Origin of the sequence: Pseudomonas sp. PB101, from assembly GCF_009764265.1 — a bacterium.
Taxonomy (GTDB): Bacteria; Pseudomonadota; Gammaproteobacteria; order Pseudomonadales; family Pseudomonadaceae; genus Aquipseudomonas.
The window spans coordinates 123,774-137,353 of sequence record NZ_RWIR01000052.1 but is presented as its reverse complement, the minus strand read 5'-3'; the positions used below and the strand labels follow the sequence as shown (position 1 = coordinate 137,353).

11 protein-coding genes are annotated in these 13,580 nt (G+C 60.1%); 4 read left to right on the top strand and 7 right to left on the bottom strand.

The window, feature by feature from the left end:
* The first annotated feature begins 70 nt into the window (after positions 1-70).
* Genes EI969_RS15735 through EI969_RS15720 form a run of 4 tightly spaced genes read left to right on the top strand, consistent with a single transcriptional unit; the run spans position 71 to position 4,880 of the window.
* Positions 71-1,228: an AI-2E family transporter gene (locus tag EI969_RS15735; RefSeq protein WP_160388591.1), complete on the top strand. Its 1,158-nt coding sequence runs from the start codon at positions 71-73 to the stop codon at positions 1,226-1,228.
* 14 nt (positions 1,229-1,242) lie between these two features.
* The gene (locus tag EI969_RS15730; protein ID WP_160388590.1) at positions 1,243-2,754 is read left to right on the top strand and encodes an efflux transporter outer membrane subunit; all 1,512 of its coding nucleotides are present in this window, start codon (positions 1,243-1,245) and stop codon (positions 2,752-2,754) included.
* The gene (locus EI969_RS15725; RefSeq protein ID WP_160388589.1) at positions 2,747-3,865 is read left to right on the top strand and encodes an HlyD family secretion protein; all 1,119 of its coding nucleotides are present in this window, start codon (positions 2,747-2,749) and stop codon (positions 3,863-3,865) included. Before EI969_RS15730 ends, EI969_RS15725 begins: the two co-directional genes overlap by 8 nt.
* Positions 3,855-4,880 (top strand): DUF2955 domain-containing protein, encoded by a 1,026-nt coding sequence (locus EI969_RS15720; RefSeq protein ID WP_160388588.1) that lies wholly within the window; start codon positions 3,855-3,857, stop codon positions 4,878-4,880. The genes EI969_RS15725 and EI969_RS15720 overlap by 11 nt, the downstream gene beginning before the upstream one ends.
* Positions 4,881-4,925: 45 nt before the next feature.
* Here the strand turns inward: EI969_RS15720 and glmS are convergent, their stop codons facing one another.
* The 7 genes from glmS to atpA form a co-directional block, all read right to left on the bottom strand.
* Positions 4,926-6,758, bottom strand: a complete 1,833-nt coding sequence (glmS, locus tag EI969_RS15715) for a glutamine--fructose-6-phosphate transaminase (isomerizing) (RefSeq protein WP_160388587.1) — start codon at positions 6,756-6,758, stop codon at positions 4,926-4,928.
* Position 6,759: 1 nt separating this feature from the next.
* Complete coding sequence (locus EI969_RS15710; protein WP_160388586.1) at positions 6,760-7,536, bottom strand: DeoR family transcriptional regulator; 777 nt, start codon at positions 7,534-7,536, stop codon at positions 6,760-6,762.
* 215 nt (positions 7,537-7,751) lie between these two features.
* Complete coding sequence (gene glmU / locus EI969_RS15705) at positions 7,752-9,119, bottom strand: bifunctional UDP-N-acetylglucosamine diphosphorylase/glucosamine-1-phosphate N-acetyltransferase GlmU (RefSeq protein ID WP_160388585.1); 1,368 nt, start codon at positions 9,117-9,119, stop codon at positions 7,752-7,754.
* A gap of 113 nt (positions 9,120-9,232) precedes the next feature.
* Positions 9,233-9,658, bottom strand: a complete 426-nt coding sequence (locus EI969_RS15700; RefSeq protein ID WP_007969909.1) for a F0F1 ATP synthase subunit epsilon — start codon at positions 9,656-9,658, stop codon at positions 9,233-9,235.
* 45 nt (positions 9,659-9,703) lie between these two features.
* On the bottom strand, positions 9,704-11,083 hold the full coding sequence (gene atpD, locus EI969_RS15695; RefSeq protein ID WP_060540274.1) for a F0F1 ATP synthase subunit beta: 1,380 nt from the start codon (positions 11,081-11,083) through the stop codon (positions 9,704-9,706).
* 27 nt (positions 11,084-11,110) lie between these two features.
* Positions 11,111-11,971: a F0F1 ATP synthase subunit gamma gene (gene atpG / locus EI969_RS15690; RefSeq protein WP_008045673.1), complete on the bottom strand. Its 861-nt coding sequence runs from the start codon at positions 11,969-11,971 to the stop codon at positions 11,111-11,113.
* Positions 11,972-12,021: 50 nt separating this feature from the next.
* Positions 12,022-13,566 carry a F0F1 ATP synthase subunit alpha gene (gene atpA, locus EI969_RS15685; protein ID WP_150716641.1) on the bottom strand — a complete coding sequence of 515 codons (1,545 nt, stop codon included), beginning with the start codon at positions 13,564-13,566 and terminating at the stop codon, positions 12,022-12,024.
* Between the last annotated feature and the right edge of the window lie 14 nt (positions 13,567-13,580).

Sequence of the window (13,580 nt, the reverse complement as noted above, 5' to 3'; positions counted from 1 at the left end):
GATTCAGCGAGTAGGGAAGAGTGAACTTCAACTAGCTGGCTAACCTGGTGACAACGCAAGGAGTTCGAAAATGTTGCGCACAAACATTTCCGCAAGAGCACTGTCCGGTGGTTTGCTCGATGTACTGATACGAGCCGGACTGATCACCGTGCTGGTGCTGTTCTGCTTCCAGATCTTCCACCCCTTCCTCAACCTCATGCTCTGGGCAATGATTCTGGCCATCACCCTGTATCCGCTGCATGCGCTGATCAAGCGCAAGCTGGTCAACAAGGACGGTCGTGCCGCCACCCTGATTGTGGTGGTCGCCCTGGCTTTGCTGATGGTACCGATCTACCTGCTGGGCACCTCGATCAGTGAGTCGATCCAGGGCACTCTGGCGATCCTCAAGTCCGATACGTTGCAGATTCCGCTGCCCAGCGAAAAAATCGCTTCCCTGCCGCTTATTGGCAAGCCGCTGTATGGCTACTGGATGCAAGCCGCTACCGACATGAGCAGCGTGCTGATGAAGATGATGCCTTACATCAAGTCCGTCGGCCTGACCTTGTTGGGCAAAATGGCTGACGTCGGCGTGGGCTTTCTGTTGTTCATCGGCGCCCTGATCATTGCCGGCGTGTTCATGGCCTACGGCGAAAACGGCGAAAGAAGCGCCCTGGCCATCACCACGCGCCTTTCCGGCCCGGAGCGTGGGCCGCGTATTACCGTGCTTTGCACTGCAACCATCCGCGCGGTCGCCCAAGGCGTAGTGGGCATCGCGTTTATCCAGATGTTGCTGGTTGGCGTGGGCTTCGTACTCATGGGTGTCCCCGGTGCCGGGCTGCTGGCCATGGTGGCGCTGTTGATGGGGATCATGCAGTTGCCGGTACTGCTGGTGACCATCCCGGTGATCGCCTATGTCTTCGCCACCGAAGGGACCACCCTGGCCACCGTCGTGTTTGGCATCTACAGCCTGATTGCCGGGATGGCCGACAACGTCCTCAAACCGTTGATGCTTGGCCGCGGCGTCGATGTGCCCATGCCGGTGATTCTGATTGGCGCCTTGGGCGGCATGGTCAGCGGCGGCTTCATTGGCTTGTTCATCGGGCCGGTTGCGCTGGCGGTGGGCTACCAACTGTTCTGGCAGTGGGTCCAGGACCAACCGTCTGCCGAGTTGCTGAGCGAGACACCCGAGCTCGAGGCGTTGAACGAGACACCGCAAATAGAGGCAATGAACGATCAGCGTCCCCTCTGAGGAGTTTGCGCTTGATGCCTCGCCCTGCTCGCGTCAGCCGGTTGCTGCTCTGTGGCACCGTCGTTCTGGGGGGCTGCGTGCAACTCGGGCCGGATTTCCAGTCGCCGGCCCAGCCCTGGGTCGAACACTGGAACAGCCCGGCCCTGGAAATCGCCGGCCAACAACACGCGCAACCGGACAGCCGCCAATGGTGGCGCGTGTTCAACGACCCGGTGCTGGACCATTTGATGGCCGAAGCCGATGCCCACAACCCCGACCTGCACGTCGCCGGCCTGCGGGTCATGGAGTCCCGCGCGCAATTGGGTATCGCCCTGAGTGGACGCTACCCGCAATTGCAGCAGGCCAGCGCCGACAGCCTGTACCTGGACCGTCGGCAATCGGGCGGCGCGAATCCTCAGGACACGCATTTCTGGCAATACAGCGCCGGCTTCGATATCGGTTGGGAGCTGGATTTCTGGGGGCGCTTCAGCCGTGCCATCGAATCGGCCGACGCGTCCTGGTTTGCCGCCCAGGCCAACTATGAAAACGCCTTGGTGCTGTTGCACGCGCAACTGGCGCAAAACTACTACGCCTTGCGCACCGCCGAGGCGCGCCTGGCCATCGCCCGCAGCAACGCCAAATTGCAGAAGCGCAGCTACGAGATCACCGAGCGCCTGTTCAAGAGCGGCGCTGAAGCTGAACTCGACCTGCAACAAGCCAAGACCCAGTACCTGGGCACCCTGAGCACCATCCCGGATTTCGAGAGCCAGGTGGCGAGTTTGCGCAATGCGTTGTCCACCCTGATCGGCCAGCCACCCGGCACCATCCCTGACCTGAACCGCAACACCGGGCTAGTGCCGTTGCTCGATACCGCCGTCCTGCAGGATGTGCCGGCCAACCTGCTGGTGCGGCGCCCCGATGTTCGCGCTGCCGAGCTGCAAGTGGCGGCGCAGTCGGCATTGATCGGCGTAGCCGAGACCGACCTCTACCCCTCCATCAGCCTGCTCGGCAGCATCGTCTGGTCCGCCAGCTCGCTCAGCGGTGCATCCAACACTCTCGACATGGTGGCCGGCCCCAGCCTGCGCTGGGACATCTTCGACCACGGCCGGATCACCAACAACGTGCGCGTACAGGATGCCCGCCTGCAGCAGCTGATCGTCATCTACCAGGACAGCGTGCGTCAGGCGGCACGCGAGGCTGACGATGCCGCGACCGGTTTGATCAAGGCGCTGGAGCGCGACCAGATCCTCAGCGAAGCCTCGGTAGCCGCCGAACGCTCGGTGACCCTGGCCAATGCCCAATACCGCGAAGGCTATTCGGATTTCCAGCGTGTGCTGGATGCCCAGCGCGCCCTGTTTGCCCAACAGGATATCTACCTGGTCAACCGCGGCACCGCCGTCAACAGCCTGATCGCCCTGTACAAGGCCCTGGGCGGTGGCTGGTACAGCGACCAGCCGATGATCGACCCGGCCACCCGCAAACAGATGCAACAACGGACCGATTGGGGCGATCTGCTCGACGAACCGAAGGAAGGTGCCCATGACTGACAGCCAGCAACCGGCCGCCGAGAACGCCTCGGCCGCCACCGCCGACCCGGCCAGAAAAGCGATCAACTGGGTGGTGCTGCTGATCATCCTCAGCCTGGCCTGGTACCTGATGGCCGACCGTTACACGCCCTACACGCAACAGGCACGGGTGCAGGCCTTTATTGTGCCGGTGGCAGCCGAGGTTTCCGGCCGGGTGACCAAGGTGCATGTACGCAACAACCAGGACGTGAAGGCTGGCGAATTGCTGTTTGAAGTCAACCCGGAGCAGTACCAGATCGCCGTCGATCGCGCCCGCGCCGACCTTGAATCGACCCGGCGCCAGGTGGGCGCCAACACCGCCGGCATCGACTCCAAGCAAGCTTCCCTGCGCGCCGCCCAGGCCAACGAGCTCAAGGCACGCCAGGACATCCAGCGGCTTGAGCGCCTGTACCGCGAAGACCCGGGCACCATCTCGCTGCGACGCCTGGAGATATCCCGCGCCACCGTGCAAGAATCCATCAGCCAGGTCGCCGCGGCCAAGGCTGAAGTACAACGTGCGCGGGAAACACAGGGCGGTAACGAAGACGAAAACGCCCAGTTGCTCAGCGCCGCCAGCAACCTTGAAAAAGCCGAGCTGGACTTGAGCAATACCAAGGTCCACGCGCGTTCGGCCGGCCTGATCACCGATCTGCGCACCGATGTCGGCCAGTTCGCCGCCGCCGGTGCGCCGGTGATGACCCTGATCGCCATCCACGACGTGTGGATCAGCGCCGACATGACCGAAAACAACCTGGGCAGCGTCCAGCCCGGGACACCGGTGTCCATCGTGCTCGACGCCCTGCCGGGGAAAATCTACCGAGGCCATGTGCGCAGCGTCGGCTATGGCGTCGATATCGGCCAGACCACCCAGCCGGGCAGCCTGCCGAAAGTGGAGAACAGCCGCGACTGGCTGCGTCCTGCCCAGCGCTTTCCGGTCATCATCGAATTCGAACCCGGTGAGCTGACCAGCCCGCAAGGCATCCGCTCCGGCGGCCAGGCCGAAGTCATGGCGTTCCCGAGCGAGGGCAATCCGCTGAATTTTCTTGGGCGCATCTTTTTGCGCCTGATGAGCTGGATGTCCTATGCGTATTGAGCGCCCGGCCCGGGTTCAGCGCGCCTTGCGCCTGAGCTTCGGTACGGCGCTGTGCCTGGCGGCGAGCTTCGGTCTGGCCTTGCCCATCCCGTTCCTCTCACCGATGCTGGCGCTGATGATGCTGGCAGCGATGAACCGGCCATTACCGTTCAAGGCCAGCCTGGGCCTGGTCCTCATCCTTATGCTGACCACCGGGACCGGCCTGCTGCTGATCCCTCTGCTGCGTTACTACCCGTTCAGTGGCGTGCTGCTGGTCGGACTGTGCCTGTTCCTGGCCTTCGGTTATGGCCTGCGCGGCGGCAATCCGCTGGTGGCGACCTTCCTGGTGGTGGGCCTGACCTTGATCAGCTCGGCCGGAACCGCTGAATTCGCCCTGGCGCTTGAGGTGATCGTGGCCTTGGTCAAAGGCCTGTTCCTGGCGGTCACGACACTGACCATCAGCCATTGGCTATTCCCCGACCCCGCCAGCGCCCCACAAGCCAAACCCGGCCCGAGCCTGTCTCCCACCGAAAGCGGTTGGCTGGCATTAAGAGCCACGCTGGTGGTGCTGCCGACTTTCCTGCTGGCCATGATCGACCCGGCGAGCTACCTGCCGATCATCATGAAAGCCGTCAGCCTCGGCCAACAAAGCTGCGCCACCAGCGCCCGCAGCGCCGGCCAGGAACTGCTCGGCTCGACCCTGCTCGGTGGCCTGATGGCGATTGTTTTCTGGTGCGCGCTGAGCCTGTTCGTCAACCTGTGGATGTTTTTTCTGTGGATGCTGCTGTTCGGCTTGCTGGCGGCCAGAAAACTCTACGGCCTGGCCCAGACCCGACAACCACCGAGCTTCTGGCTCAACAGCCTGGCGACCCTGATCATTCTGCTCGGCCAATCGGTGCAGGATAGCGCCGCGGGCAAGGACGTCTATACCGCCTTCGCCATCCGCATGGGACTGTTCATTCTGGTGACCTTGTATGCCTGTGTGATGGTGCATCTGCTGGATACGCGGCGGCGACGTCGAATTACGACTGCCTAGAAACAGAAAAACCCCCTGAAGAGGGGGTTTTTCATTGTGGATAACTTATTCCACGGTGACCGATTTCGCCAGGTTGCGCGGCTGGTCAACGTCGGTGCCCTTAAGCACGGCGACGTAGTACGACAGCAGTTGCAGCGGGATGGTGTAGAGGATCGGCGACAGGATGTCGTGGATGTGCGGCATGTGCACCACGTGGGTGCCTTCACCGTTGGTCATGCCGGCCTTCTCGTCAGCGAAGACGATCAACTGGCCGCCGCGGGCGCGGACTTCCTGGAGGTTGGATTTCAACTTCTCCAGCAGTTCGTTGTTCGGCGCCACGGTCACCACTGGCATGTCGTTATCCACAAGCGCCAACGGGCCGTGTTTCAGCTCGCCGGCCGGATAGGCTTCGGCGTGGATGTAGGAAATTTCCTTGAGCTTGAGTGCCCCTTCCATCGCTACCGGGAATTGCGCGCCACGGCCGAGGAACAGGGTGTGGTTTTTCTCGGCGAACAGCTCGGAGATTTTTTCCACGGTGCTGTCCATCGCCAGCGCTTCGCCCAGACGGGTTGGCAAACGGCGCAGTTCTTCGACCAGCGTCGCTTCGACGCCTTTGGCCAGGGTGCCACGAACCTGACCCAGGGAAAGTGTCAGCAACAGCAGGCCCACCAATTGCGTGGTGAAGGCTTTGGTCGACGCCACACCGATTTCGCGGCCGGCCTGGGTCAACAGGGTCAGGTCGGATTCACGCACCAGCGAGCTGATGCCGACGTTGCAGATCGCCAGGCTGGCGAGGAAGCCCAGTTCCTTGGCGTTGCGCAGCGCGGCCAGGGTGTCGGCGGTTTCGCCGGACTGGGAGATGGTCACGAACAAGGTGTCCGGCTGCACCACCACCTTGCGGTAGCGGAATTCGCTGGCGACTTCGACCTGGCAAGGAATGCCGGCCAGCTCTTCGAGCCAGTAACGCGCGACCATGCCGGCGTGGTAGCTGGTGCCGCACGCGACGATCTGGACGTTGCGCACTTTGGCGAACAACTCGGCAGCCTGTGGACCGAATGCCTGTACCAGCACCTGGTTCTGGCTCAGGCGACCTTCCAGGGTGCGCTGCACCACGGACGGTTGCTCGTGGATTTCCTTGAGCATGAAGTGGCGGAATTCGCCTTTATCAGCGGCTTCCGCGCCATCGCGGTACTGCACGGTTTCACGCTCGACAGCCTGGCCGTCAACGTCCCAGATCTGCACACTGTCGCGGCGGATTTCGGCGATGTCGCCTTCTTCCAGGTACATGAAGCGGTCGGTGACCTGGCGCAGGGCCAACTGGTCGGACGCGAGGAAGTTTTCCCCCAGGCCCAGGCCGATCACCAGCGGGCTGCCGCTGCGGGCTGCAACCAGGCGATCCGGTTGTTTTGCACTGATGACCGCCAGACCGTAGGCACCGTGCAACTCTTTGACGGTCGCCTTCAGGGCCACGGTCAGGTCGCTCAGATCCTTGAGTTTGTGGTTCAGCAGGTGAGCGATGACTTCGGTGTCGGTGTCCGAGGTGAACACATAGCCCAGGGCCTTGAGTTGTTCACGCAGGGCTTCGTGGTTTTCGATGATGCCGTTGTGCACCACTGCCAGGTCACCGGAGAAATGCGGGTGAGCATTGCGCTCGCACGGTGCGCCGTGAGTAGCCCAGCGGGTATGGGCGATGCCCAGGCGACCGACCAGCGGCTCGGTGGCCAGTGCCTGTTCCAGCTCGCTGACCTTGCCCGGACGACGCATGCGCTCGAGTTTTTCATCGTTGGTGTAGACCGCCACGCCGGCGCTGTCGTACCCACGGTATTCAAGGCGCTTGAGGCCTTCGACGAGGATGGCGGTGATGTTACGTTCTGCGACTGCGCCGACAATTCCACACATGCTATTTCTCCTGACTGACAGCCGCGCATATCAAAGTGATGCCGCGGGCCTGAATCTGATCGCGAGCCTCAAGCGGCAGGCGTTCATCGGTAATAAGGGTATGGACACTGCTCCAGGGCAGTTCCAGGTTGGGAATCTTGCGGCCGATCTTGTCGGCCTCCACCATCACTACCACTTCTCGGGCGACTTCGGCCATGACCCGGCTCAGCCCCAGCAGTTCGTTGAAGGTGGTTGTACCGCGAACCAGATCGATGCCATCGGCACCGATGAACAGCTGGTCGAAGTCGTAGGAGCGTAGTACCTGCTCGGCGACCTGCCCCTGAAAGGACTCGGAATGCGGGTCCCAGGTGCCACCGGTCATCAACAGCACCGGTTCATGCTCAAGCTCGCTCAAGGCATTGGCGACATGCAGCGAGTTGGTCATCACCACCAGGCCAGGTTGCTGACCCAGTTCCGGGATCATCGAGGCGGTGGTACTGCCACTGTCGATAATGATGCGCGCATGCTCGCGGATCCGCGCGACGGCGGCACGGGCGATGGCTTGTTTGTACTTGGAAACCGGCTGACCCAGGTCGGTCACCAGCTCCTGAGGCATGGTGATGGCCCCCCCGTAGCGACGCAGCAACAGACCATTGCTTTCAAGTGCCGCCAGATCCTTGCGAATCGTAACTTCCGACGTTTCGAAGCGCTTGGCCAACTCATCCACACTGACTTCGCCCTGCTCAGTGAGCAAGGCGAGAATGTTGTGGCGACGCTGAGGCGTGTTGCGCTTCGACATGGGCTGGTAAGTTTCGATTCGAAAGATAACGGAAGCAATCAAAACCTATCGGCGAAACTTCGTCAAGCGTCATGCGATAAAAAGAACTGTGGATAACTTGTAGGAGCGAGCTTGCTCGCGATGAATTCGAGAGCGGCGCATTTTTCCAGAAAGAATGCGTCATCGTTCACGCCCATCGCGAGCAAGCTCGCTCCTACAAGGGAGTTGTGTATAACTCAGTTCTTTTTGACTTTCTCCGGCCGCTTCCAGCCGTCGATGTTCTTCTGACGAGCACGTCCGATGGCCAACTGGGATTTATCCACAGTCGAAGTAATGGTCGATCCGGCTGCCGTGGTTGCACCGTCCAAGATATCCACAGGCGCTACCAACGAGTTGTTGGAGCCGATGAACACATCCGCACCCAGCACGGTTTTCCACTTGTTCACACCATCGTAGTTGCAGGTGATGGTACCGGCGCCAATGTTGGTGCGCGCGCCGATCTCGGCGTCGCCCAGATAGGCCAGGTGACCGGCCTTGGCGCCTTCGCCCAGGTGCGCGTTTTTCAACTCGACGAAGTTACCCACATGCGCGCGGGCTTCCAGCACGGTGCCTGGACGCAGACGGGCGAACGGACCGGCATCGCTGGCTTCACCGAGGATGGCGCCTTCGATGTGGCTGTTGGCCTTGATGACCACGCCTTTGCGCAGTGTACTGTCCTTGATCACGCAGTTCGGGCCGATCACCACGTCGTCTTCGATGACCACCTTGCCTTCGAGAATCACGTTGATGTCGATCAGCACGTCGCGGCCAACCGTGACTTCACCGCGCACATCGAAACGCGCCGGGTCGCGCAGCGTCACGCCTTGGGCCATCAAGCGCAGACCAGCGCGCAATTGATAGTGACGCTCAAGTTCGGAAAGCTGTTTACGATCGTTGGCGCCCTGCACTTCCATCGCGTCGTGGGGTTGTTCGGTAGCCACCACCAGACCATCGTTGACCGCCATTTCGATCACGTCGGTCAGGTAATACTCGCCCTGCACGTTGTTGTTGGACAGGCGACTGGTCCAGTCAGCCAGGCGATCCGCCGGGACTGCGAGGATGCCGGTGTTGCCTTCGTTGATGGCACGTTGAGCTTCGGTGGCGTCCTTGTGCTCGACGATCGCGGACACCTTGCCATCAGCGTCGCGAACAATTCGACCGTAACCGGTCGCGTCGTCCAGTTCGACGGTGAGCAGGCCCATTTGCCCAGGCACGACCAGCTTGAGCAGGCGCTGCAGGGTTTCCGTTTCAATCAAAGGCACATCACCGTACAGAACCAGCACGGTGTCGGCCTTGATGAAGGGTACAGCCTGGGCCACGGCGTGACCGGTGCCCAGTTGTTTGTCCTGAAGGACGAAATTCAGATCGTCAGCGGCCAGGCGCTCACGCACGGCATCGGCGCCATGGCCGATCACCACGTGGATGCGCTGTGGATCAAGTTGTCGGGCGCTGTGGATAACATGGCCGAGCATGGAGTTGCCGGCAATCGGGTGCAGTACTTTCGGCAAAGCGGAACGCATGCGCGTGCCTTGGCCAGCAGCGAGAATAACGATTTCAAGAGACATGACTGGCTACCAATCCTGGGTGGTCAGCGGCTGCGACCAGGTTGTAAAAATCGGAAAAGAAAAAAGGGTAGCCGAGGCTACCCTTTTTAATCAATCACACAACAAGCGCAGCCTTAGTGGCCGAACTTCTTGCGGATCTGCTGGACGGTGCGCAGCTGAGCTGCGGCCTCGGCCAGACGTGCGGCAGCGGAACCGTAATCGAATTCAGCGCCACGTTCATGCAAGGCCTTCTCGGCAGCCTTGACGGCTTCCTGAGCGGAGGCTTCATCCAGGTCGGCAGCACGTTGCACGGTGTCGGCAAGTACTTTGACCATGTTCGGCTGAACCTCGAGGAAACCACCGGAGATGTAATACACCTCCTCTTCCCCGCCCTGCTTGACCAGGCGGATCGGACCTGGCTTCAGATTAGTGATCAGCGGCGCGTGACCCAGGGCGATACCAAGATCACCCAGTGCACCGTGCGCAATCACCATCTCGACCAGACCGGAAAAGATTTCCCCTTCCGCGCTGACGATATCGCAATGGACTGTCATAGCCATCTGATTGCCTCAACCTAAATTAGCGCCCGTTGCCGGGCGCCGGGATTACAGTTTCTTGGCTTTCTCGATCGCTTCTTCGATGCCGCCAACCATGTAGAACGCTTGTTCTGGCAGGTGGTCGTAGTCACCGTTGAGGATGCCTTTGAAGCCAGCAATGGTGTCTTTCAGGGAAACGTATTTACCCGATGCACCGGTGAAGACTTCAGCCACGAAGAACGGCTGCGACAAGAAACGCTGGATCTTACGAGCACGGTTTACCAACTGCTTGTCGGCTTCCGACAGCTCGTCCATACCCAGGATCGCAATGATGTCCTTCAGTTCTTTGTAACGCTGCAGAACGTACTGAACGCCGCGAGCGGTGTCGTAGTGGTCCTGGCCGATCACGTTCGGGTCCAGCTGGCGCGAAGTCGAGTCCAGTGGATCGACCGCTGGGTAGATACCCAGGGAGGCGATGTCACGGGACAGAACGACGGTGGCGTCCAAGTGGGCGAAGGTGGTCGCTGGCGACGGGTCGGTCAAGTCATCCGCAGGTACGTATACCGCTTGGATCGAAGTGATCGAACCTTCCTTGGTCGAAGTGATACGTTCTTGCAGAACGCCCATCTCTTCAGCCAGGGTCGGCTGGTAACCTACTGCCGAAGGCATACGGCCCAGCAGTGCGGATACTTCAGTACCGGCCAGGGTGTAACGATAGATGTTGTCGACGAACAGCAGAACGTCGTTACCTTCGTCACGGAACTTCTCGGCCATGGTCAGGCCGGTCAGTGCTACGCGCAGACGGTTACCCGGCGGCTCGTTCATCTGACCGTAAACCAGTGCCACTTTGTCCAGAACGTTGGAATCCTTCATCTCGTGGTAGAAGTCGTTACCCTCACGAGTACGCTCACCCACACCTGCGAACACGGAATAACCGCTGTGCTCGATGGCGATGTTACGGATCAGTTCCATCATGTTTACGGTTTTGCCTACACCGGCACCACCGAACAGACCGACTTTACCGCCTTTGGCGAACGGGCAGACCAGGTCGATAACCTTGATGCCGGTTTCCAGCAGGTCGTTGCCGCCTGCCTGTTCAGCGAACGAAGGCGCTGGACGGTGAATGCCCCAACGCTCGTCGGTATCGATTGGACCTGCTTCGTCGATCGGGTTGCCCAGAACGTCCATGATCCGGCCCAGAGTCGCTTTACCGACCGGTACGGAGATGGCTGCGCCAGAGTCGACAACGTCCAGACCGCGCTTCAAGCCTTCGGTGGAACCCATCGCAATGGTACGAACCACGCCGTCGCCCAGCTGTTGCTGAACTTCCAGGGTGGTCCCGGCCGCGCTTTGTACAGTCAGCGCGTTGTAGATGCTCGGTACGCTGTCGCGTGGAAATTCCACGTCGATAACGGCGCCGATGATTTGAACGATACGTCCGCTACTCATAGCTGGATCCTCTGAATATTTGAACCGTTAAACCGCGGCAGCGCCGCCGACGATTTCCGAGATCTCTTGGGTGATCGCAGCCTGACGCGCCTTGTTGTAGACCAGCTGCAAATCGCTGATCAAATCACCGGCGTTGTCGGTAGCGTTCTTCATCGCGATCATCCGCGCAGCTTGTTCAGCCGCGTTGTTCTCGACCACCGCCTGGTAGACCTGCGACTCCACGTAACGGACCATCAAGCCGTCCAGCAGCTCCTTGGCATCCGGTTCGTAGAGATAGTCCCAGTGGTGCTTGAGGTCTTGATCCGGGGTTGCCACCAGTGGAATCAATTGCTCCACGGTAGGCTGTTGCGTCATGGTGTTGATGAACTTGTTGGACACCACGGACAGGCGGTCAATACGGCCGTCCAGGTAGGCATCCAGCATCACCTTGACGCTGCCGATCAGATCATTGATCGACGGCTCTTCACCCAGGTGGCTGATAGCTGCAACGACGTTACCGCCGAAGTTGCGGAAAAAGGCCGCACCCTTGCTACCAACGACACACAGATCGATCTCGACGCCGTTTTCGCGGTTTACCGCCATGTCCTTGACCAGGGCCTTGAACAGGTTGGTGTTCAAGCCGCCGCACAGACCACGGTCACTGCTCACTACGACATAACCGACACGCTTGATTTCGCGGTCGATCATGAACGGGTGGCGGTATTCCGGGTTGGCGTTGGCCAGATGCCCAATTACCTGGCGGATACGCTCCGCATAAGGACGGCTAGCAGCCATGCGCATTTGTGCCTTGCGCATTTTGCTGACCGCCACTTTTTCCATGGCGCTGGTAATCTTTTGCGTGCTTTTGATGCTCGCAATCTTACTGCGAATCTCTTTTGCGCCTGCCATGTAACACCTATCAGGTTAGCAAGCGGGAGCCGCTAGGCTCCCGCTGCGGCTTACCAGGTTTGGGTGGCCTTGAACTTCTCGATACCGGCTTTCATGCCAGCGTCGATTTCGTCATTGAAGTCACCCTTCACGTTGATCTTCGCCATCAATTCGGCGTGATCGCGGTTGAAGAAAGCAATCAGCGCTTGTTCGAAGCTGCCGATCTTGGCGATTTCAACGTCAGTCAGGAACCCACGCTCAGCGGCATACAGCGACAGCGCCATGTCAGCGATCGACATTGGTGCGTATTGCTTCTGCTTCATCAGCTCGGTAACGCGCTGACCATGCTCAAGTTGCTTACGGGTCGCTTCGTCCAGGTCAGAAGCGAACTGGGCGAATGCCGCCAGTTCACGGTACTGAGCCAGAGCGGTACGGATACCACCGGACAGCTTCTTGATGATCTTGGTCTGAGCGGCACCACCCACACGGGATACCGAAACACCGGCGTTCACTGCAGGGCGGATGCCCGAGTTGAACATGGCCGATTCCAGGAAGATCTGACCGTCGGTGATGGAAATCACGTTGGTCGGAACGAACGCGGAAACGTCGCCAGCCTGGGTTTCGATGATCGGCAGTGCGGTCAGGGAACCGGTTTTGCCGGTCACTGCGCCGTTGGTGAACTTCTCTACGTATTCTTCCGAAACGCGGGATGCGCGCTCCAGCAGACGGGAGTGGAGATAGAACACGTCGCCTGGGTAAGCTTCACGGCCTGGTGGACGGCGCAGCAGCAGGGAAATCTGGCGGTAAGCCACTGCTTGCTTGGACAGATCGTCATAAACGATCAGCGCGTCTTCACCGCGGTCGCGGAAGAATTCACCCATGGTGCAACCGGAGTACGGTGCCAGGAATTGCAGCGCAGGAGATTCCGAAGCACTGGCAGCCACGATGATCGTGTTAGCCAGGGCGCCGTTTTCTTCCAGCTTGCGAACCACGTTGGCGATGGTCGATTGTTTCTGACCGATTGCTACGTAGACGCAGAAAATGCCGCTGTTCTTCTGGTTGATGATCGCGTCGATCGCCAGAGCGGTTTTACCGATCTGACGGTCACCGATGATCAGCTCACGCTGGCCACGGCCGACAGGGATCATGGCATCGACAGCCTTGTAGCCAGTCTGTACAGGCTGGTCTACCGACTTACGCCAGATCACGCCCGGAGCAACTTTCTCGACCGCGTCGGTCTCGGTGTTGCCCAGTGGACCTTTGCCGTCAACTGGGTTACCCAGTGCGTCGACTACGCGACCCAGCAGTTCCTTACCAACCGGAACTTCGAGGATGCGGCCGGTGCACTTGGCGCTCATGCCTTCAGCCAGAGACTGGTATGCGCCCAATACAACGGCACCTACAGAGTCTTGCTCCAGGTTGAGGGCCATACCGAAGACGCCGCCCGGAAACTCGATCATCTCGCCGTACATTACGTCGGCCAGACCGTGAATCCGCACGATACCGTCAGATACGCTGACGACAGTGCCTTCGTTACGGGCTTGGGAGGTCACATCGAGCTTGTCGATGCGGCCCTTGATAATTTCACTTATTTCGGAAGGATTGAGTTGCTGCATTGCTCTGCTGCCCC